An 18,705-nucleotide genomic window follows, 5' to 3' on the forward strand; every position below is an offset into this window, starting at 1 on the left:
GGAAATCGCTGATAACCCAGGTAGAATCGCTGATAAAAGGTTGGAAATCGCTGATAACCCAGGTAGAATCGCTGATAAAAGGTTGGAAATCGCTGATAACCCAGGTAGAATCGCTGATAAAAGGTTGGAAATCGCTGATAATCCGGGTGGAATCGCTGATAAATGGACGAAAATCGCTGATAAACCCAGAAAAATCATTGATAAATCAAAACTTACTTCGCTAGCCCGTTTTGAAAAGCGTAGACAACTGCTTGTGTCCGATCTTGAACATCGAGCTTCGATAGAATATTGCTGACATGTGTTTTTACTGTTTTTAAGGCAATGTATAAATCGTCGGCGATTTCCTGATTTGCTTTTCCCTTAGCCATTAGCAATAATACTTCCATTTCACGTTCGGTAAGTTGCTCATACAGTGGGGTATTATTGCCGTGGCGCATGCGATGCATCATTTTTGATGTTACTTCTGGCTCTAAAACGGTTTCGCCACCCATTGTTTTACGAATGGCTTCGGCGATTTGCTTCGCATTTGACGTTTTTAAAATATAGCTGACTGCTCCAGCCTCTAATGCAGGGTAGACTTTGTCATCATCTAAAAAACTTGTTACCATCATAATTTTTGCTTCTGGCCAAGCAGCTAAAATTTCAGCTGTCGCCTCAGCACCTGTCATGACTGGCATCACATTGTCCATTAAAATAATGTCTGGACGTAGGACAAGAGCACGTTCCACTGCCTCTTTGCCATTTTCAGCTTCACCTACAACAGTGATATCTGATTGTGCTGATAGATAGGCGGAAACACCAATCCGCACCATTTCGTGGTCATCCACTATTAACACTTGAATCATTCACTTCAACCTCCTTATGTAGGGGAATTTTAACCTCTACAATTGTACCTTCTCCAGGCACTGATACAATTTTGTACGTACAGCCAATTTCTACAGCGCGTTCAGCAATGTTTTGAAGTCCATAAGAAGTAGATTTATCGGCTTCGACATCAAAGCCGAGGCCATTGTCCTGAATACGTAAAATGGCTAAGTCATCGCGGGCAACAAGCAGTAATTCAACTTCGCTAGCTTTTGCATGGCGTAGCGTATTCGATAAAGCTTCTTGTGCAATACGGAATAAATGATCTTCCTCCGCTTTAGATAATGACATTTCTTCAAGCTCATATTCAATATGAAAAAATACTTTTTGTTGCAGCTCAATAATAAGTTCTTCGAGCCCTTGTGCCAGTGTTTTATTATGCAGTGCTACTGGACGTAAATGTAATAATAATGCGCGCATTTCAAGCTGTGCCTGTTGTACAATTTTTTCGACCTGCTTTAAGCTTGTAGCATTTTCATCGGTTTCGGTTAATGCGGAAAGCAACATCGAAGCTGCGAATAATTGCTGTGATACAGAATCATGGAGCTCACGAGCAAGGCGTTGACGTTCAGCGATAATTCGCTCTTGAATAATTTTATCGTTAGCTTCTGCACGCTCATTGGATAAGCGCTGTAAGCTTTTTCGTTGAGTATCTATTAACTCACTTGTTTGAACTAAAGCTTTTTTCAATGGTTTTGGTAAAGGCTGTTTTTTAGGTAATACAAAATCAGGTTCAACTAACTGTTTCACGATACGGGTTGCCTGAGCCTCTCTTGCACGGGCGGTCATACTGATCCAGCTTGCAATCAGTAAACTAAGCCCAAAAAGTGTGACGACAATGAAACCACTAAGTGGGAAATTATTGTAATTCTGCTGCCATAATGGCTCCCATGTTTTTTCGTTTGGCTCGCCCCAAACAGCGACAAGGAAACCAAATGCAGCGCTCATTAAAATAAAAAATAGAGTAAATATTCTTGAGATAAAGGCAATCATTTACGTAGCACCTCCAAGTCTCCAAGCCATGTTGCAACATGTATAACTAGTGTACGCTTTGCATCCTCAGGGTTTCCATCTGAGAAACTTACACTTTCATTAAGTATACGTTGTGGCCCAACATGTAGGCATTTTAATTCACCAAACAAGGTCGTATATTGTAAGCGGAATGGAATTTCATATGGGATATAAATTTGTACCTTACCAATGCCTTGTCGAATCGTAATGAGACTTGTACCAGCTGGTAAAATTGTTTGTGTTGTATCAATCGTAATATCGCCAGCAAGTCGTTGAATTTGAACATCTTGCCATTTGTAGGCTTCTAATGGTGCAGGCATTGTACCAAATAATTCGTTTTTCACAGCAGGAAGCTTTTCGAAAAGCTCCAAACCAACAACTTTCGGTTCGTTTTCTCTTTGCAAGTATTGATAGAGCATATATAAGAGAATGATGACGATAAATAAGCGTAAACTCCACATTGTGAATAGTGCAATCGAGATAAAGAAAATTCCTGTCCATTTAAAGAAACGATTTTTTTTCGAGAAACTTAAATAAAAAAGTCCTACCCCAATCAATAGACAAAAGGCGCCACCGTTATTAAAAATTGTGAGCTCCACAAAAACGAGTAAAAAGAAGCATAGTACCCAAAAAGTGAGCTTATTAGTTGTGAAATTTTGCAAGAGGGTCACCCTTCTTTCTACTTAGAGTATAAGAGAGGGAATGTGTCCCTCTATTTCAAAACGTGAAAGAATGCGCCTCTAAATATGGCGCATTTCCTTCATTATAACATGTTATTTGTTTTCAATTAGCAGAGGTGCGTTTTCTTCAGTAGCATTTTTTTCTAGCTGTGCAAGACGAGTCTCGAAAGATGTTACTTCATGATCTTTGTCGATTTGGTAAGCAAGTTTATCGATGTATGATTCTAAATCTTCAAAGTTGGTTTTGTTGTTTTTAGCAATCATTCCGTCCATTTGATGGTGAGCGCGAGTTACGTTTTCTTTGCCCATAAGCTGTAATTGACGCACTTTCATATCTTTAATTTTGTGTTTCATTGTTTCAAATTTGCGTTCAAGCTCGAAGTATTCACGTGTACTTGCTTCAATACTAGCTTGTAGTGTATTGTTACGTGCTGTGTAAGCAGCAACTTCATCAGAGGCAAAATCAATTAAATCTTGCTCACCACTAGTAGTAGCTAATTTTAGTTGAGCCTCACGTTTAGCTAATAATTCAGCATTTTGTTTAAATTCTTGCTCTAGTTTCTCTTTTAGCTGACCTTGACGCTCTAATAATTTTCCAGTTTGTTCTGTTTGTTTTTCTGCTTCACGAATGTATTGGTTTAACATCGCAATTGGATTTTTTTGTTCCTTCTTATCAAACAACTGATGTAAATCTGCCTCTACTGTATATTTAAAACGTTGAAATAAGTTCATATTAATTCGCTCCTTTTATTTTGTTAAGTTAGACCATTCTTTTTCAAAGTTTGTAAATGGATCTTCTTCTTTAGCTTCAATCGTTGGGATTTTTACATCTTCGCCATTCCATTTTTTATAGATAACATAGATGACAGCGATTGCTGCTAAACCAACCATTGCAGGGATATTAGAAATTGCTGATAGAACACCAATCAGACCCACTGTAAACCATAAGACTTTGCCGAATGCCGATTTACTTGAAGTGTAGAAGTGCATACCGAGTGCTACAAACAATCCTGAAAATAGTAGACCTGCAATCGGTCCAGTTAAAGCAAGTGCAACACAACCTGCGATAAAGCCTCCTATTAGTAGAAAAAATTTTCTCATATGTTTTAGCTCCTTTCGTTGATACCTTTATATTACCTATTAGCGAGCCTTGCTAAAACGGACTGGAAATTGATTTTACTCTAGGTCTTGAGGCTGAGAATATTCTAAGTACTAAAGGAGAAGTTATAATTTGTAAAAACTTAATTAGCCATAAAGCATTTGATAGAACCGAAAGTAGAAAGTTTTCGACAAAAATAGAAGATGAATGCCTCCTTCGTTTGACAAATAAAAGAGTTTGTATGAGCTATACTTATGAAAAAGAAATGAGCGAAGGAGGATTTCTAGTGAGAACCTATTCCATATATAAAATAAAAGAAGAGCATTTAACGTTTATTTTTGGCAGAGAGCGTAAGTTATTAGAAATGATGCAAGGCTGTGAAGACGCTAACGAGAAATCCTTAAAAGAGCTTGCGTATATATGTGAAACCGTTCGCTTCGATGAAATTGCTACGATGCTAGAGGCGCAACTAGATTCCAAGTATGCACATTTAGAGAGAGCTCGCAATGCGTTATTTTTAGAACATCCTATAAAAGGAAAGATGGCTATTTATTTAGTGGAACGCAAAATTTGTGTCTATTGTGAGGGATCACGTATGCTCGATTTGGATTTGTTCCAAATGCTTGCGAAGATGAGCGAGCGCTTTATTGCATTTAATAAACAAGATAATGAATGTGGATGGTTGAAACCCATGAAGTATACAATGCATTAAGAAAATTCACTATAATATATATAGTAACACGCTTCTATTTGGTGTATAATGGAGCGTGGAGAGTTTTTTTCTCGGTATATATTGTAGTGGAGGAGGTTGGTTGTATGCCTACATGGGGCTGGATTATTATTGTAGTTATCGCATTAGCAGCGGGCGCAGCACTTGGTTTCTTTTTAGCTCGTCAAGCTATGATGAAATATTTAAAAGAAAACCCACCGATTAATGAGCAAATGATTCGTATGATGATGGCGCAGATGGGTCGTACGCCGTCTGAAAAGCAGGTACGTCAAATGATGTCACAAATGAATAAATTCCAAAAATAAGAGGAATTTTTAAAGAGCAACTAGTCCAAGCCAGGGTTAGTTGTTTTTTATTGTATTGATAATTCCGATAATTCATAAAAAACATACAATTCTATAGGAAAACTCGTTATAATGGAAATATTCTATATAAAGGGGTTGTGTGCATTGCAGAAAGAAAAAACAAATGTTGAAAGCTTTGATTTAGATCATACGAAAGTAAAAGCGCCCTATGTACGTTTAGCAGGTGTTAAAACAGGAAAAAATGGCGATGAAGTATACAAATATGATATTCGTTTTAAACAGCCAAATAAAGAGCATATGGAAATGCCAGCATTACATTCCTTAGAGCATTTATCGGCAGACATTATCCGCAATTACTCTGATTATATTGTTGATTTCAGTCCAATGGGGTGCCAAACAGGCTTTTATGTGTCGCTAATAAATCACAATGATTATGAGGACTTATTAAATATTTTGGAAAAAACATTTACGGATGTAACAAAGGCCACTGCAGTCCCTGCGTGCAATGAAGTGCAATGCGGCTGGGCAGCTAGCCATAGTCTAGAAGGTGCACAAGCGTTAGCTAAAGAATTTTTAGCAAAACGTGATGAATGGCATATTGTTTTTGCTGAATAAAAAATATAAAAACCTTGCGTGAATGAATGAACTGCACTCCAATTGTTAGACACTTTCTAACAATGGAGTGCAGTTCAGTATTGCAAGGTTTTTTATAGTGTCAATGAGAGTCACTGCCACTTTGCTTTTCCACAGATCATTTTGAGGAAGAGCCATTATGACACCTTTATTTCATACGGAAATCAACCCCTCGTTTGCAGAAGAACTATATTTTATTTAAATATGACACTTATTGACACATTAGGGTTTTTCATTTGTACTAAAAATGAAATGGAATGACATTAGACGAAGAAGAATCACGATTAATTTTTTGATAAATGAAATTTTCTAAAAAGTCATGGATTAAATCCTCATATTCAGCCATATTTTCATTAAAGGATTGAGCATGAGCACCGTTATCAAATAGTTTCAGCTTCTTAGGTCCAGTTTTTTTATTGTATAAATCCAATGTCATGGAAGCTGGAATAAATGTGTCAGGAATACTATGGATAAAAAGTACTGGATTTTCAATGTTTGTCACAGCTTCGGAAGGTGTCACGCTTTTAAAAGAATAACCGTCTCGCAAGCGGACAAAGAAATCTGCAAAACGAATTGGAATAATCGACCCGTATTTAAATTCTGTCTTCGCAATTTGTCTAAGCAGCATTGAAAAATCAGAAAACGCACAATCAGAAATATAGAAATCAGCACCATCCTCTATAGTTCCTGCATATAGTAGCATTGTTGCGGCACCCATTGACTCCCCATGAATACCAAGAATGGCATCTTCACCAATCATTGCCTTTACGGTTTTGACAACTGCGTCAAGGTCATTTTTTTCATAATAGCCGTAGCTAGTTGTTTTCCCACCTGTCTCCCCATGCCTACGATGGTCAAAAATAACAGAGTTGTAGCCAAGTCGTTCAAAAAGTTGAGCATATTTTACGGAGTTGATTTTATTTTCCGTTACGCCATGACAAATAATGATGGTATTATTCGTTTCCAATGGCTGAAACATAATACCACGAATGGTATAGCTGTTTGGAGAGTCAATATTTAATTCACATTTTAAATTTTTATTGTACCAAGCTTCGTCAAAACGTTTAGCAGTGGTTTCACGTTCACGAACAAATTCAGGATCCTTTTGCTTAATGTACATTAATTTATTGGAGAGCGCGAAGCCAAACAGACCTGTTGCTGCTGCGGCAATCGTCGTCGTTATACCTGAAAATAAAAGCATTTTCTTTTTCATTATTAACACCTCCACGTCCTGTTTCTTTTGTTGTCTAGGCATACAAGCGACATCATTCGTATGTACGCACTTTTCTTATTTGTAATGTTCCCAACTGAGATTGTTTAAAACACGTCAACATTTTACATTATCTTTGGCAAAACTGCGATTATTTCTATTATCGAAAATCGTCAAAATATTTGTTAAAATATACATATCTGCTAGTAGCATATGCATGTAGTGGTCATTTTTGAACAGGGAAAAGGGGAGAATGTTTATGACGAAAGAGGTAGTAATCGTAAGTGCTGTACGTACAGCTATTGGTTCATTCCAAGGAACATTAAAGGACGTACCAGCGACAAAATTAGGGAGTATTGTTATTAAAGATGCATTAGCACGTGCTGGTGTAGCAGGCGAACAAGTCGACGAAGTCATTATGGGGAATGTCTTATCGGCTGGACTTGGTCAAAATCCAGCTCGTCAAGCAGCAATTGCAGCAGGTTTACCACATGAAGTATCTGCATTAACGATTAATAAAGTTTGTGGTTCAGGTCTAAAAGCAGTTCACTTAGCGACACAAGCAATTTTAGCGGGTGATGCGGATATTATCGTTGCAGGTGGCTTTGAAAATATGAGCCAAGCACCCTATGTTTTGAAAAATGCACGAGAAGGCTTCCGCATGGGAGATCAAAAAGTAGTTGATACGATGATTCATGACGGATTATGGTGTGCCTTCAATGACTATCATATGGGCGTTACAGCTGAAAATTTATGTGATGCCTATGAGATTTCTCGAGAAGAACAAGATGCCTTCGCAGCACGTTCACAACAGCGTGCAGAAGCGGCAATTGCAGCAGGGAATTTTAACGATGAAATCGTAGCGGTGGAAATTCCTCAGCGCAAGGGCGATCCTATTATTTTTGATAAAGATGAATTCCCGCGTCAAGGCGTTACAGCTGAGTCTCTATCAAAACTACGTCCTGCCTTTAAAAAGGATGGTTCTGTAACAGCAGCAAACGCATCAGGCATTAACGATGGTGCAGCAGCTGTCGTTGTTATGTCGAAAGAAAAAGCGGACGAGTTAGGCATTCGACCAATGGCATTAATTACAGCGAATGCAAGCGCGGGTGTTGACCCAGCTATTATGGGAACTGGCCCTGTAACGGCAGTAAAGAAAGCATTAGCAAAGGCTGATGTAACGTTAGAAAATATAGATTTAATTGAAGCAAATGAAGCTTTTGCAGCACAATCTATTGCTGTAGATCGCGAACTAGGCTTTAATCATGATAAACTAAATGTGAACGGGGGAGCAATTGCCCTTGGCCACCCAATTGGTGCAAGTGGAGCGCGTATTTTAGTAACGCTTTTACATGAGATGGAAAAGCGTGATGCAAAAACAGGTCTCGCAACACTATGTATCGGTGGTGGGCAAGGCGTGGCAACAGTTATCAAGCGCCCTTGAAGTGAATAAGAAGGTGAAAGCAATGGGAAAGAAAAGAAAACAACAGCAACGCGTAGATAGCAGCGTGACAGCTAGTCTACCAAAGCAGGAGGCAGTGACATTAGCCGATCAGCTAGGCGGTGACGTGCTTGCTAAATTAAAAGCGGCAAAGCAAGATTTAACAGCGAAAGAGCAGGCCGCAGAAGAAGAGCGCCAAGCAAAGCTAGCCTTTGAGCGCAAGCAACGTGAGAAAAACAAATCGTTTGAAGAACTACTAAACGAATATGGCGATAAAGGCTCAAAATTCTAAATTCTAAAGAGAAACAGTGAATCCAAATGCGGGTTCACTGTTTTTTATGTGTTATCAGATTTTGATTAGATAAATTCGGTTGTATGAAAAAATAACCTTTCTAATAGTTCTGTATTAGTAACAGATTGAATCATCGCGTTTAAATAAGTTTCTTTATTCATATTTGTAAAGTTCCAATTAACACCTAGATTGTGCAGATGCTTGCACAAAAATACGAATAGTACGCCCGTTACCCTCTCGAAAAGGGTGTAACATATTCAATTCGGATTGCCAATCTATTTGCTGCTTGATTAATTGTAGTCCAGGTAGGTTCATTATTTTATTGATAAAACAATCCATCTGCATAGGAATTAATAAATTGAAATTGACAAAACCTAGTAGAACCTTTCATTAATTGAACATCTCTAAAATGTCTAGCGAACGTATAAATATCTTGAAATAAATGAGCATGCAAACTTTGGAAGTCATGAAGATGGAACGACTTGATTCTATATGTTCCTTGTTCAATTTGTGTAGCTCTTAGAGAAAAAACAAATGTTTCTGCTAATTCAAGACTTTTGTAATCAGTAATGTCCAGAAGATTTGTTTTTAAAAGGAAGTCATCATTAAGTTTTTTATTGTACTTCTTATTATAAGCTGTTGTGACAACTTCGAGAATCAAACACTTTTGCATAGTATCTTTCAAAACAATATGAAGTTCAATAAATTTTAATAGTCTAGAGGTTTTATTTTAATGACAAATTATTATTTCTATATTATTGATTTATTGATAAAATTAGGATTAATCACTGAATGGTGAGAATGACTACATATGTTAAATATAAGTTGATTGTAGTGGAGATTGGGCGCCCCAGGAAAGCGCTCAATCGGAACGGAAATCGATCCTATTTTTTGGTTATGAGCTTTATTTATTAAAAAATAAAAAACAGGAGACGCTGCCAATACATATATCTCTTTGATAGTATAGTTACAATCTATGATAGGAGAGAAAAAATGATTGAATTAAGCACTAAAAGATTAAAATTAATCCCATTAAATGCAAAGTATTTAGAATTACTAATTAATGAAGAAAAGACATTGGAAATAGAGTTGTCATTAAATAAAGCAGTTTTTCTTGATGAAGAACTAAGACATGCTTTGAAGTTTAGACTATCGAAAGTATTAGAAGATGAAGAAAATTATATTTGGCATACAAATTGGCTAATCGTAGCAAAAGAAAAAAACTGTATCGTTGGTGGCATTATGCTAAAAGGTCTACCGAATGAACAGGGTGAAGTCGTAATCGGATACTATACATTTCCGCAATATCAGGGAAAGGGATACATGACTGAAACTGTTAGGATGATGAAAGATTGGTTACTACGTCAATCTAATGTAAAGTATGTGATTGCTGATACTGATAAAAATAATATTGCCTCACATAAAGTATTACAAAAAGCAGGGGCAACGTTATATTCAGAATCTGAAGAACTATATTTTTGGAGATTCCTATAAGATTATAAAAAAAGACAAAGGGCCCTTTTTAAAGCGCCTTCTGTCTTTTGAGAATTTTCCTCACCAACACGACAATCCCAACAAAAAGAATCGCCCCAGCTGTATCCAAAATAACATCCTGTCCGCTCATCGTGCGTCCTGGTGTAAAGCTTTGACGAAACTCATCAAGCGTTGCTATAAGAGCTGTCCCAGCAATAGCGACACCTGCGGCGAACCGACGTTTTCCCCATGCAAAGTAAATACCAAGTCCGATACATCCGAATCCAACAAAATGCGTTAATTTCCGAATTAAAAATTCTACAAACTTAAAGTAACCACGTTCTTCAACAGAAACAACTGTGTCCCAATAAGGAATTTTTAAAACGGATAATTGCTTTTCAAACGGTTTATTTGCTAATACTTGCTCCAATTCAGGAATAATAGACTGTTGTTCATAGGTCATACTGGAGGAAATCGCAAGTATTACTAAAAATGCTATTAAGATAAGCCATTTTTTCATCGGTGATCCATATATTGTTCGGCTTTTGTTAGCTCTTTTGTTGCTTTAAAATCTGTTATCGAATCAATTTTTTCATAGGCAGCCAGTGTTTGCGCAAGCTGTTCCTGAGAGCTTGCACCAATCACTGTTGAGGCTATAGTAGGTTCTTTCAGATTAAAGGCGATTGCTAGTGCATGTAAATCGTCATAATGTGAAGATAAACCTGTTAATACTGCTGTTAATTCGTCAGCTGAGTATGTGTTAAAGCCATTGACACGCTGTAAACGTTCTTTCCAGCTATATGTTAGTAACCCCTTTGCAACAGTACCACGTGTTACAACAGAAGCTCCTTCACGTGCGATAAAGTCGAACCATTCCTCTGGGCGACGGTCTAAAGCACTATATTGCATCATGACACTTTTTGCAGAACTCGCTGGTAAAAAACGCTTTAGGACATTTGGTCTAATAGAAGAAATGCCATATTCTCGAATCAATCCATCCTTTTTTAAATCTTCAAATGTGTCGATAATGCCATCCCAATCGTCCTCAATAGTACCACCATGCAACTGATAAACATCGATATAATCAGTACCTAGTCGTTTCAAGCTAGCGTGTAGAGCATCCTTTATATAAGATGGGGATGCATCCCAATGCCAACCTTCTATACCTTCTGTCCATCGATTACCAACTTTCGTAGCAACTACAACATCCTTACGACGCTTCCCTAAAATAGCCCCAATAATTTCTTCATTTGATCCAAAATCATATAAATCGGCTGTATCGATGTAATTAATGCCAGCATCTAGTGCCATATCCACGATTTCAGCAGCCTTTTTCTTATCTGTCGAAAGAGACATGCCCCCTAAACTAATTTCTGAAATTAACAATTCACTTGAGCCAAGCTGTCTTTTTTTCATGCCAATGCCCTCCTTCGATTTCTCTACATGTAATGGTACAATGAACATATCTGAAGAACAAGCGAGGTTATAGTCAATGAAAAAGTTTGAAGAAAAAACGACAAAGACTACACCCATTTGGACGGGAAAATTGTGAAACTACAGGTTGATGATGTCACTTTACCGAATGGCAATGTTGCAAAAAGAGAAATTATAAAGCATCCTGGTGCAGTTGCAGTTATTGCTATTACAGATGAGGGCAAGTTAGTATTAGTAGAGCAATATCGTAAAGCTCTAGAACGTTCAATAATTGAAATTCCAGCTGGTAAACTTGAACCTGGTGAGGAGCCGATTGTGACGGCGCGCCGCGAATTAGAGGAAGAAACAGGTTACGGTGCACAAAGCTTAACTTATTTACAAGCATTTGCAACATCACCAGGCTTCGCAGATGAGATCATCCATCTATTTGTGGCAAAGAATTTATATAAAATTGAAAACAAAGCAGATTTAGATGAAGATGAATTTGTCGAATTATTAGAAGTTTCGTTGGAAGAAGCTCAACAAATGGTTGCAGATGAGCGTATATTTGACGCCAAGACCGCGTTTGCAGTACTTTGGCTTGCGGTACAATAAGATAATAATCTTTAGCATAATAGAAGCGGACGAGCATAAGCTGTACAAACCTTGATAGAAAAGGAGCATGTTTATGTCTCGTACGGTGTCTTTATTTTATCACGCTTCCATCATTGCTGTGAGTTTCGTTTGTGGCGTTATCTTATTTCATATTATTGGTGGGCCGAATGCAGAGCCTTTTATTTCATTTATAGAGCCTCGTTTAACAAATGGGGACAGGCATTCTCTATTTCGTTTAGTGTTACCTGTTGCTGTTTCAATAGCTCTTGTACTATTGCTGGCAACACATAGTGTCTTGAAGGTTTTAGTACGTGTAACAGTAGCGATGCGTGCTACCTTTTTTGGCTTTAGCTCGGTTTTTTTATTACAAAAGCTTGAAGCTTTCTGGGTTTATACGATTTGGTGGTTTCCATTTCAGCTCATCTATTGTATATTGTTGCTAAACCTATGCAATTTACTTGTACCAGCTTGGTCAAAGAGAAAAATCGGGAAAATGATAGATGGTCGGACAATTTTGTTGAATTTTATCGCATTTTTCATCATAATAGTGGCTGAGTTTATTGTTATTTCTTATGTATTAAAATGATAGAAACAACTCACGAAAATTAAACATCAGGTAAAATCATACAGAAGCATATTCGAAATCTATTCACTATCTTGTAATAGGATTTACTCCTTTGGTATAATGGAATGAGTTTAGGGGGGCGTCACATGGAGAGCCGAATTGATCGTATAAAAAAACAGTTGCATAGTGCTAGTTATAAGCTGACGCCGCAGCGAGAAGCAACAGTTGCTGTACTGCTGGAGCACGAGGAAGACCACCTAAGTGCAGAAGATGTTTACCTTTTAGTAAAAGAAAAGGCACCTGAAATTGGTCTTGCTACTGTCTATAGAACATTAGAGTTACTAACTGAGCTCAAAATTGTCGACAAAATCAACTTTGGCGATGGCGTTTCGCGCTATGATTTACGCCAAGAGGGAGCTGCGCATTTCCACCATCATCTTGTTTGTATCGAATGTGGTGCGGTTGATGAAATTCAGGAGGATTTACTTGAAGATGTGGAAGCCGTTGTTGAAAATCGTTGGAACTTTATCATAAAGGATCACCGACTAACTTTCCACGGCATTTGCTGGCGTTGTCATGATAAAAACGACGAATTGAATGAAGAAAAATAACAAGAAGCTGTCTGTTTTAATCTTATGTATAGATTGAATCGGGCAGTTTTTTGTTTTATACAAAATTAGTATTTTAGTGTAATAGCTAAACGAATAGGGGGGCGTTTTAGCACAATTCCAATAGCCGTGATAAAATAGAGAATAATTGACAGTAAGGGGGCGCTGTGATGAATGAATTTCAATATGCAATAGAGGATTATATCCATTTTATCCAAGTAGAACGACAATTATCTGAGAATACATTAGCATCTTATCGCCGAGACTTAGAAAATTACGTGAATTTTTTGCGGGAAGTGGAGGGAATGTCTGATTTTCGTAAAGTGGAAAGAACGACCATTTTGCGTCATTTAGAGCAGTTGCGTATGCAAGGAAAGACAAGTCGTACTGTTGCCCGCCATATTTCCTCCATTCGTAGTTTTCATCAATTTTTACTCCGAGAAAAGCGAGCTGAAACGGATCCGACAGTCCATTTAGAAATGCCGATCATTGAGCAAAAGCTACCAAATATCCTCTCTATTGAAGAAATTGAAGCTTTATTAGCGGCACCAAATCGCAGCAAACCACAGGGTGTAAGGGATGTAGCAATGCTAGAGCTATTATATGGTTCAGGGATGCGCATTAGTGAGCTGATTGCGTTGGATTTAGCTGATATTCACTTAACGATGGGCTTTGTCCGAGTTTTTGGTAAGGGAGGCAAGGAGCGTATCATTCCGCTTGGGAAAAGCTCCCTTTCTGCATTAAGTACTTATTTAGATGGTGCAAGGAGTCAATTACAAGGAAAATATCCAAAAACAGAAGCTTTTTTTATAAATCAAAGAGGAAAACGTTTAACAAGACAAGGTTGTTGGAAATTAATGAAGGAGCACGCTTTAAAAGCAGGCATCAAACATGAATTAACGCCACATACATTACGTCATTCCTTTGCAACACATTTAGTGGAAAATGGTGCGGATTTACGAGCAGTACAAGAGATGCTTGGACATGCCGATATTTCTACAACACAAATTTATACTCATATTAGTAAATCTAGACTATCAGAGGTTTATAAGCAGTTTCATCCACGCGCTTAAAAGAGAAAATTATTTGTTAGTCGGAGGTCTGACCTTTATTTTTCGCTGTTTTTTGGTAAAATAGAGACAAGAGATTAGGAGGCAAAATTATGAATAAACCATTTGAAAAAATCCATGTAGTAGTATTGGACTCAGTTGGAATTGGTGAAGCTCCAGACGCAGCGAATTTTGGAGATGTGGGTTCACATACTCTAGGACATATCGCTGAAAAAATGAATGGGCTTACAATGCCACATATGGAGTCTTTCGGCTTAGCAAACATCGAACCTTTACAAGGTATGCAAGCTACTGACAAACCAAAAGCATACTACGGAAAAATGCAAGAAGCATCTGTTGGTAAAGACACTATGACAGGGCATTGGGAAATAATGGGGTTAAATATTGATAAACCGTTTAAGGTGTATCCAGAGGGATTCCCTGCTGAGCTTATTGAAGAGCTTGAAAAACGTACAGGCCGCAAAGTCCTTTGCAATAAACCTGCAAGTGGAACACAAGTGATCGAGGACTTTGGCAAGGAGCATATGGAGACAGGAGCGATTATTGTCTATACATCTGCTGACCCTGTTTTGCAGATTGCTGCACATGAAGAAATTATTCCAATAGAGGAATTATATAGAATTTGTGAAATTGCTCGTGAGCTAACATTACAACCAGAATATTTAGTTGGCCGTGTTATTGCTCGTCCATTTATCGGTACACCAGGAAACTTCACACGTACATCAAATCGTCATGACTATGCGTTAAAGCCATTTGGTCGTACAACGATGAATGTCTTAAAGGATGCAGGTTTAGATGTTATCGCAATCGGAAAAATTTCTGATATTTTCAACGGTGAAGGCGTTACGGATGCAGTACGCACGAAAAATAATAAGGATGGTATGGATAAGTTTGCAGAGGTAGTACGTCGTGATTTCCATGGTATAAGTTTCTTAAACTTAGTGGACTTTGATGCGAATTTTGGACATCGTCGTGACCCTCTAGGTTATGGTAACGCACTACAAGAATTTGATGCACGTTTACCAGAAATTACTGAGGCAATGACAGAAGATGATTTACTAATCATTACGGCAGACCACGGGAATGATCCAACATTCCCTGGGACAGACCATACACGTGAATATGTACCGTTAATTATCTATTCACCACGTTTTAATGGTGGTAGCGAGCTAGCACTTCGTGAAACTTTTGCAGATATTGCAGCAACAGTTGCTGAAAACTTCAAAGTAGAAGCACCAGCTTTCGGTAAAAGTTTCTTAAATGAGCTGAAATAAGGGGGATTATCGATATGAATATGGCGCAGCTGTTTGAAAAGAAAAAGCATGGCAAAGAGCTATCACAGGCTGAAATTGAGTATTTTGTAGAGGGTTACACTACTGGTGCAATTCCTGATTATCAAGCAAGCTCCTTACTAATGGCAATTCGTTTATTGGGCATGACATATGACGAAACATTTTATTTAACAAAAGCGATGATAGAATCTGGAGATGTTATTGATTTATCAACAATTGAAGGTTTTAAAATCGATAAACACTCAACAGGTGGTGTAGGTGATAAAGTCACACTAATTGTTACTCCAATAATTGCTGCACTAGATATTCCAGTTGCTAAATTTAGTGGTAAAGGTCTGGGTATTACAGGTGGTACAATCGATAAATTAGAATCGATTCGTGGCTTTAAAACAGAGCTGTCATCACAAGAATTTATCGACAATGTCAATGAACATAAAATTGCAGTCGCTGGTCAAACAGGCAATCTTGTACCAGCTGACAAAAAATTGTACGCATTGCGAGATGTGACAGGTACTGTCGACTCCACTCCACTTATTGCCGCGTCTATCATGAGTAAGAAAATAGCAAGTGGTGCGGACGGCATTGTGCTCGACGTTAAATGTGGCTCAGGCGCATTTATGAAAACGGAAGAAGAAGCACAGGTATTAGCTGATACGATGACTGCAATCGGTGAAAAACTAGGGCGTAAAGTAGTCGCGCATATTAGTGATATGGATAATCCGTTAGGCAAAATGATTGGAAATAAGCTTGAAGTAGTAGAAGCATTTGCTTTATTAAATGGACGTATGGACGAAACGCATGAGGATCTACTTGAGGAATGTGTTATTATTTCTTCGCTTATGTACCAAGTTGCGGCGGGAGTGAATGAGGCTGAAGCAACAGCAGCTGTTAAACGAGTGTTAGAGGATGGTTCAGCTGCTGCAAAATTTGAGGAATTTATCGTAGCACAGGGTGGCGATTTAGCAGATATCTTGCAAAAAGACACTGCAAATAAAGTAGCTGTCAAAGCACCTATTGAAGGCATTGTAGGAACGATTAATGCACTATTAATTGGGGAAGCTAGCGTTGGTCTTGGTGCAGGTCGATTAACAAAAGAATCAGAGCTTGATTATGATGCTGGTATTCAATTGATTGCCAAAAAAGGCGACCACGTTCGTGCTGCCGAGACGATTGCTTATCTATATTCAAACCGTGAAATTGATGAAGAAACAATCGAAAAAGTGCAAAAGGCTTATACAATTGCATAAATAAATTTGAGCGAGAACTCTCTTTAACAAAGAGGGTCCTCGCTTTTTTCTGTTCTATGGATAGAAAAGTCGAGAGTCAGAGCGACGGAAAGAAGCGCCAGAGCGACGGAAAGAAGAGCCGAAGCGAAGGAAAGAAGCACCAGAGCGACGGAAAGAAGCCAGAGCGACGGAAAGAAGAGCCGAAGCGACGGAAAGAAAAGCCGAAGCGACGGAAAGAAGCCAGAGCGACTGAAAGAAAAGCCGAAGCGACGGAAAGAAGAGTCAGAGCGACGGAAAGAAAAGCAAAAGCTACGGAAAGAAAAGTCGAAACGACGGATTGAATCACCAAATAGACGGATAGACTTCGTAAAAAGGTTCTTGTATCTTGCTGAGATACCTAAAAAATAAGTTTAAATCACCTCCCACGTTTAAAAATTGTTGATTTATCCCATACTGCATTTAACCTAAAAATCTATAAGTATGTCGATTTGCCACTATTTCGGAAGACTTTGCACTAGTTCTGTCAGCCGCAAGGAATCACCACATTAAATGTGGAATTGCACGAGGAGGAGGCGATGTTCATGCATTTTCAATTAGAAATGGTAACAAGAGAGACAGTAGTTATACGTTTGTTTGGGGAGCTCGATCATCATGCAGTAGAGCAAATTCGAGCTAAAATTTCTACAGCAATTTTTCAGGGCACTGTAACGACCATCATTTGGAACTTAGGGGGGCTATCTTTTATGGATAGTTCAGGTGTAGGTTTAGTGCTTGGTCGAATGCGTGAGTTAGAGGCAGTCGCTGGACGAACAATTTTATTAAATCCATCGCCGACAATGCGCAAAGTATTTCAATTTTCAGGTTTAGGGCCGTGGATGATGGATGCAACAGAAGAAGAAGCGATTGATCGAGTTAGGGGGATTGTAAATGGATAACGAAATGACATTAACTTTTTTAGCACTTAGTGAAAATGAAGCCTTAGCGCGTGTGGCTGTTACAGGTTTTATCGCACAATTAGATCCAACAATTGATGAGCTATCCGAATTTAAAACGGTTGTCTCAGAGGCTGTTTCCAATGCTATTATTCACGGTTATGAAGAGAATGGTAAGGGCGTTGTTACAGTTCATGCAAAACGTGAGGATGATATTGTAACCGTGTCTGTTATGGATAAAGGTATTGGCATTGAGGATGTAAGTCGAGCTATGGAGCCGTTATTTACGACGAAAAGTGCTATGGAACGTTCAGGTATGGGCTTTACTATTATGGATAGTTTTTCAGATCAGTTGACAGTAATGTCCAAGTGGCAAGAAGGTACAACTGTTACGTTTACGAAGAAATTTTACTCGGTTCGCACACCGGTAATGTGAGGCTGCAATTTTGAAGCCGCTAGAACAGTCGTCCGATAAGCTATTGTCACAGGGAGAAATGCGAGATTTAATTGCACGTGCACAGCAGGGCGATCATGAGGCTCGTAAACGAATGATTGAAGGGAATACGAGACTTGTGTGGTCTATCGTCCAACGCTTTACAAGTAGGGGCGTGGAGCTCGAGGATTTATTTCAAATTGGCTGCATAGGGCTCATGAAGTCTGTGGATAAATTTGATCTAACGTATGATGTTAAATTTTCGACATATGCTGTACCAATGATCATCGGAGAAATCCAGCGCTTTCTAAGAGATGATGGTATGGTGAAAGTTAGCCGATCTATTCGCGAGCTTAATTTTAAAATTCGTCATGCAACTGATGAATTCATTAAAAATAATGAGCATCCACCAACCATTCATGAATTAGCACAGGTTCTTGGTGTTACAGCTGAGGAAATTGTAACTGCCTCAGATGCATTGAGAGATCCTGCTTCCTTGCATGAACAATTGTATGAGAGTGAAGGGGATTCTATTACATTAATGGATCAGATGAAGGACGAAAAATCTGAGCAGCCATTTGACTATATACCACTTAAAGAGGTGCTTACAAGGCTTGAGCCTAGAGAGCAATCAATTATTTATTTACGATATTTCTCAGATTGTACCCAGACTGAAATTGCTAACAGGTTAGGCATATCACAAGTTCAGGTATCACGATTAGAGAAAAAAATTCTTGCTCAATTAAAAAATTGGATGGCCACAAGTGCCACAGTTGAAGAGGAAGCAGTAAAAAAAGACATCTAAGAAAATGG

26 protein-coding genes and 1 pseudogene are annotated in these 18,705 nt (G+C 38.4%); 15 read left to right on the forward strand and 12 right to left on the reverse strand.

The features are described from left to right. From ACQKNC_RS12930 to ACQKNC_RS12955, 6 genes are all read right to left on the reverse strand, one after another. Positions 1 to 198: hypothetical protein (locus ACQKNC_RS12930; RefSeq protein ID WP_427425244.1), on the reverse strand; the 198-nt coding region annotated here is incomplete at its 3' end. Positions 199 to 212: 14 nt separating this feature from the next. After that, a complete protein-coding gene (locus ACQKNC_RS12935; RefSeq protein ID WP_427425245.1) occupies positions 213 to 845 on the reverse strand; it encodes a response regulator in 633 nt (210 codons plus the stop codon). Further along, positions 820 to 1,857 carry a sensor histidine kinase gene (locus tag ACQKNC_RS12940; RefSeq protein ID WP_427425246.1) on the reverse strand — a complete coding sequence of 346 codons (1,038 nt, stop codon included), beginning with the start codon at positions 1,855 to 1,857 and terminating at the stop codon, positions 820 to 822. The genes ACQKNC_RS12935 and ACQKNC_RS12940 overlap by 26 nt, the downstream gene beginning before the upstream one ends. Continuing rightward, positions 1,854 to 2,537, reverse strand: coding sequence for a cell wall-active antibiotics response protein LiaF (liaF, locus tag ACQKNC_RS12945; RefSeq protein WP_427425247.1), 684 nt, complete (start codon positions 2,535 to 2,537; stop codon positions 1,854 to 1,856). The genes ACQKNC_RS12940 and liaF overlap by 4 nt, the downstream gene beginning before the upstream one ends. A gap of 111 nt (positions 2,538 to 2,648) precedes the next feature. Further along, a complete protein-coding gene (locus ACQKNC_RS12950; protein ID WP_427425248.1) occupies positions 2,649 to 3,287 on the reverse strand; it encodes a PspA/IM30 family protein in 639 nt (212 codons plus the stop codon). A gap of 15 nt (positions 3,288 to 3,302) precedes the next feature. Next, on the reverse strand, positions 3,303 to 3,656 hold the full coding sequence (locus ACQKNC_RS12955) for a hypothetical protein (protein WP_049668605.1): 354 nt from the start codon (positions 3,654 to 3,656) through the stop codon (positions 3,303 to 3,305). 284 nt (positions 3,657 to 3,940) lie between these two features. Between ACQKNC_RS12955 and sirA the strand changes: the two genes are divergently transcribed. The 3 genes from sirA (at position 3,941) to ACQKNC_RS12970 (ending at position 5,304) form a co-directional block, all read left to right on the forward strand. Next, positions 3,941 to 4,366 carry a sporulation inhibitor of replication protein SirA gene (gene sirA / locus ACQKNC_RS12960; protein WP_053483154.1) on the forward strand — a complete coding sequence of 142 codons (426 nt, stop codon included), beginning with the start codon at positions 3,941 to 3,943 and terminating at the stop codon, positions 4,364 to 4,366. A gap of 104 nt (positions 4,367 to 4,470) precedes the next feature. Then, positions 4,471 to 4,689, forward strand: coding sequence for a YneF family protein (locus ACQKNC_RS12965; RefSeq protein ID WP_427425249.1), 219 nt, complete (start codon positions 4,471 to 4,473; stop codon positions 4,687 to 4,689). A gap of 111 nt (positions 4,690 to 4,800) precedes the next feature. Further along, positions 4,801 to 5,304 (forward strand): S-ribosylhomocysteine lyase, encoded by a 504-nt coding sequence (locus ACQKNC_RS12970; protein WP_427425250.1) that lies wholly within the window; start codon positions 4,801 to 4,803, stop codon positions 5,302 to 5,304. Positions 5,305 to 5,563: 259 nt separating this feature from the next. Here the strand turns inward: ACQKNC_RS12970 and ACQKNC_RS12975 are convergent, their stop codons facing one another. Further along, a complete protein-coding gene (locus ACQKNC_RS12975) occupies positions 5,564 to 6,535 on the reverse strand; it encodes an alpha/beta hydrolase (protein ID WP_427425251.1) in 972 nt (323 codons plus the stop codon). Between the two features lie 256 nt (positions 6,536 to 6,791). On the opposite strand from ACQKNC_RS12975, the gene ACQKNC_RS12980 reads away from it, so the two are divergent. Together ACQKNC_RS12980 and ACQKNC_RS12985 are read left to right on the forward strand one after the other, a co-directional pair. After that, positions 6,792 to 7,976, forward strand: a complete 1,185-nt coding sequence (locus ACQKNC_RS12980; RefSeq protein ID WP_427425252.1) for an acetyl-CoA C-acetyltransferase — start codon at positions 6,792 to 6,794, stop codon at positions 7,974 to 7,976. A 22-nt stretch (positions 7,977 to 7,998) separates the two neighbouring features. After that, complete coding sequence (locus ACQKNC_RS12985) at positions 7,999 to 8,265, forward strand: YqkE family protein (protein ID WP_132363177.1); 267 nt, start codon at positions 7,999 to 8,001, stop codon at positions 8,263 to 8,265. A 177-nt stretch (positions 8,266 to 8,442) separates the two neighbouring features. Here the strand turns inward: ACQKNC_RS12985 and ACQKNC_RS12990 are convergent, their stop codons facing one another. Continuing rightward, positions 8,443 to 8,610: a Fic family protein gene (locus tag ACQKNC_RS12990; RefSeq protein WP_427425253.1), complete on the reverse strand. Its 168-nt coding sequence runs from the start codon at positions 8,608 to 8,610 to the stop codon at positions 8,443 to 8,445. Next, on the reverse strand, positions 8,585 to 8,938 hold the full coding sequence (locus tag ACQKNC_RS12995) for a hypothetical protein (protein WP_427425443.1): 354 nt from the start codon (positions 8,936 to 8,938) through the stop codon (positions 8,585 to 8,587). The genes ACQKNC_RS12990 and ACQKNC_RS12995 overlap by 26 nt, the downstream gene beginning before the upstream one ends. Positions 8,939 to 9,258: 320 nt before the next feature. On the opposite strand from ACQKNC_RS12995, the gene ACQKNC_RS13000 reads away from it, so the two are divergent. Continuing rightward, positions 9,259 to 9,759, forward strand: a complete 501-nt coding sequence (locus tag ACQKNC_RS13000) for a GNAT family N-acetyltransferase (RefSeq protein WP_427425254.1) — start codon at positions 9,259 to 9,261, stop codon at positions 9,757 to 9,759. Between the two features lie 28 nt (positions 9,760 to 9,787). Here ACQKNC_RS13000 and ACQKNC_RS13005 read toward each other — a convergent pair whose 3' ends face one another. Beyond that, on the reverse strand, positions 9,788 to 10,258 hold the full coding sequence (locus ACQKNC_RS13005; RefSeq protein WP_427425255.1) for a VanZ family protein: 471 nt from the start codon (positions 10,256 to 10,258) through the stop codon (positions 9,788 to 9,790). Continuing rightward, positions 10,255 to 11,154 (reverse strand): aldo/keto reductase, encoded by a 900-nt coding sequence (locus ACQKNC_RS13010; RefSeq protein ID WP_427425256.1) that lies wholly within the window; start codon positions 11,152 to 11,154, stop codon positions 10,255 to 10,257. Before ACQKNC_RS13010 ends, ACQKNC_RS13005 begins: the two co-directional genes overlap by 4 nt. A gap of 76 nt (positions 11,155 to 11,230) precedes the next feature. Between ACQKNC_RS13010 and ACQKNC_RS13015 the strand changes: the two are divergent. From ACQKNC_RS13015 to ACQKNC_RS13040, 6 genes and pseudogenes are all read left to right on the forward strand, one after another. Then, positions 11,231 to 11,766 (forward strand): annotated as a pseudogene (locus ACQKNC_RS13015) (NUDIX domain-containing protein). A gap of 73 nt (positions 11,767 to 11,839) precedes the next feature. Beyond that, positions 11,840 to 12,352 (forward strand): hypothetical protein, encoded by a 513-nt coding sequence (locus ACQKNC_RS13020; RefSeq protein ID WP_427425257.1) that lies wholly within the window; start codon positions 11,840 to 11,842, stop codon positions 12,350 to 12,352. 125 nt (positions 12,353 to 12,477) lie between these two features. Continuing rightward, positions 12,478 to 12,942 (forward strand): Fur family transcriptional regulator, encoded by a 465-nt coding sequence (locus tag ACQKNC_RS13025; RefSeq protein WP_427425258.1) that lies wholly within the window; start codon positions 12,478 to 12,480, stop codon positions 12,940 to 12,942. Positions 12,943 to 13,109: 167 nt separating this feature from the next. Further along, positions 13,110 to 14,012 carry a site-specific tyrosine recombinase XerD gene (xerD, locus tag ACQKNC_RS13030; protein ID WP_427425259.1) on the forward strand — a complete coding sequence of 301 codons (903 nt, stop codon included), beginning with the start codon at positions 13,110 to 13,112 and terminating at the stop codon, positions 14,010 to 14,012. Between the two features lie 89 nt (positions 14,013 to 14,101). Further along, a complete protein-coding gene (gene deoB / locus ACQKNC_RS13035; protein ID WP_427425260.1) occupies positions 14,102 to 15,283 on the forward strand; it encodes a phosphopentomutase in 1,182 nt (393 codons plus the stop codon). A gap of 14 nt (positions 15,284 to 15,297) precedes the next feature. After that, positions 15,298 to 16,548, forward strand: coding sequence for a thymidine phosphorylase (locus ACQKNC_RS13040; RefSeq protein ID WP_427425261.1), 1,251 nt, complete (start codon positions 15,298 to 15,300; stop codon positions 16,546 to 16,548). Between the two features lie 76 nt (positions 16,549 to 16,624). On the opposite strand, the gene ACQKNC_RS13045 is transcribed toward ACQKNC_RS13040, so the two are convergent. Beyond that, positions 16,625 to 16,876 carry a hypothetical protein gene (locus ACQKNC_RS13045; protein ID WP_427425262.1) on the reverse strand — a complete coding sequence of 84 codons (252 nt, stop codon included), beginning with the start codon at positions 16,874 to 16,876 and terminating at the stop codon, positions 16,625 to 16,627. A 232-nt stretch (positions 16,877 to 17,108) separates the two neighbouring features. Between ACQKNC_RS13045 and spoIIAA the strand changes: the two genes are divergently transcribed. Genes spoIIAA through sigF form a run of 3 tightly spaced genes read left to right on the forward strand, consistent with a single transcriptional unit; the run spans position 17,109 to position 18,697 of the window. After that, the gene (gene spoIIAA / locus ACQKNC_RS13050; protein WP_427425263.1) at positions 17,109 to 17,462 is read left to right on the forward strand and encodes an anti-sigma F factor antagonist; all 354 of its coding nucleotides are present in this window, start codon (positions 17,109 to 17,111) and stop codon (positions 17,460 to 17,462) included. Continuing rightward, complete coding sequence (gene spoIIAB, locus ACQKNC_RS13055; RefSeq protein ID WP_427425264.1) at positions 17,455 to 17,895, forward strand: anti-sigma F factor; 441 nt, start codon at positions 17,455 to 17,457, stop codon at positions 17,893 to 17,895. Before spoIIAA ends, spoIIAB begins: the two co-directional genes overlap by 8 nt. Before the next feature lie 58 nt (positions 17,896 to 17,953). Next, complete coding sequence (gene sigF / locus ACQKNC_RS13060) at positions 17,954 to 18,697, forward strand: RNA polymerase sporulation sigma factor SigF (protein ID WP_427425436.1); 744 nt, start codon at positions 17,954 to 17,956, stop codon at positions 18,695 to 18,697. Positions 18,698 to 18,705: the final 8 nt, after the last annotated feature.

The sequence above is a fragment of the Lysinibacillus sp. NPDC094177 genome (assembly GCF_050279145.1).
GTDB lineage: Bacteria > Bacillota > Bacilli > Bacillales_A > Planococcaceae > Lysinibacillus.

Excerpts from the sequence above, each read along its gene's own strand:
- ACQKNC_RS12935 (WP_427425245.1), bottom strand. The coding sequence starts at position 845 with ATGATTCAAGTGTTAATAGTGGATGACCACGAAATGGTGCGGATTGGT.
- ACQKNC_RS12940 (WP_427425246.1), bottom strand. The coding sequence starts at position 1,857 with ATGATTGCCTTTATCTCAAGAATATTTACTCTATTTTTTATTTTAATG.
- ACQKNC_RS12950 (WP_427425248.1), bottom strand. The coding sequence starts at position 3,287 with ATGAACTTATTTCAACGTTTTAAATATACAGTAGAGGCAGATTTACAT.
- ACQKNC_RS12955 (WP_049668605.1), bottom strand. The coding sequence starts at position 3,656 with ATGAGAAAATTTTTTCTACTAATAGGAGGCTTTATCGCAGGTTGTGTT.
- ACQKNC_RS12965 (WP_427425249.1), top strand. The coding sequence starts at position 4,471 with ATGCCTACATGGGGCTGGATTATTATTGTAGTTATCGCATTAGCAGCG.
- ACQKNC_RS12970 (WP_427425250.1), top strand. The coding sequence starts at position 4,801 with ATGGAAATATTCTATATAAAGGGGTTGTGTGCATTGCAGAAAGAAAAA.
- ACQKNC_RS12975 (WP_427425251.1), bottom strand. The coding sequence starts at position 6,535 with ATGAAAAAGAAAATGCTTTTATTTTCAGGTATAACGACGACGATTGCC.
- ACQKNC_RS12980 (WP_427425252.1), top strand. The coding sequence starts at position 6,792 with ATGACGAAAGAGGTAGTAATCGTAAGTGCTGTACGTACAGCTATTGGT.
- ACQKNC_RS12985 (WP_132363177.1), top strand. The coding sequence starts at position 7,999 with ATGGGAAAGAAAAGAAAACAACAGCAACGCGTAGATAGCAGCGTGACA.
- ACQKNC_RS12990 (WP_427425253.1), bottom strand. The coding sequence starts at position 8,610 with ATGCAGATGGATTGTTTTATCAATAAAATAATGAACCTACCTGGACTA.
- ACQKNC_RS12995 (WP_427425443.1), bottom strand. The coding sequence starts at position 8,938 with ATGCAAAAGTGTTTGATTCTCGAAGTTGTCACAACAGCTTATAATAAG.
- ACQKNC_RS13000 (WP_427425254.1), top strand. The coding sequence starts at position 9,259 with ATGATTGAATTAAGCACTAAAAGATTAAAATTAATCCCATTAAATGCA.
- ACQKNC_RS13005 (WP_427425255.1), bottom strand. The coding sequence starts at position 10,258 with ATGAAAAAATGGCTTATCTTAATAGCATTTTTAGTAATACTTGCGATT.
- ACQKNC_RS13010 (WP_427425256.1), bottom strand. The coding sequence starts at position 11,154 with ATGAAAAAAAGACAGCTTGGCTCAAGTGAATTGTTAATTTCAGAAATT.
- ACQKNC_RS13020 (WP_427425257.1), top strand. The coding sequence starts at position 11,840 with ATGTCTCGTACGGTGTCTTTATTTTATCACGCTTCCATCATTGCTGTG.
- ACQKNC_RS13025 (WP_427425258.1), top strand. The coding sequence starts at position 12,478 with ATGGAGAGCCGAATTGATCGTATAAAAAAACAGTTGCATAGTGCTAGT.
- xerD (WP_427425259.1), top strand. The coding sequence starts at position 13,110 with ATGAATGAATTTCAATATGCAATAGAGGATTATATCCATTTTATCCAA.
- deoB (WP_427425260.1), top strand. The coding sequence starts at position 14,102 with ATGAATAAACCATTTGAAAAAATCCATGTAGTAGTATTGGACTCAGTT.
- ACQKNC_RS13040 (WP_427425261.1), top strand. The coding sequence starts at position 15,298 with ATGAATATGGCGCAGCTGTTTGAAAAGAAAAAGCATGGCAAAGAGCTA.
- spoIIAA (WP_427425263.1), top strand. The coding sequence starts at position 17,109 with ATGCATTTTCAATTAGAAATGGTAACAAGAGAGACAGTAGTTATACGT.
- spoIIAB (WP_427425264.1), top strand. The coding sequence starts at position 17,455 with ATGGATAACGAAATGACATTAACTTTTTTAGCACTTAGTGAAAATGAA.
- sigF (WP_427425436.1), top strand. The coding sequence starts at position 17,954 with ATGCGAGATTTAATTGCACGTGCACAGCAGGGCGATCATGAGGCTCGT.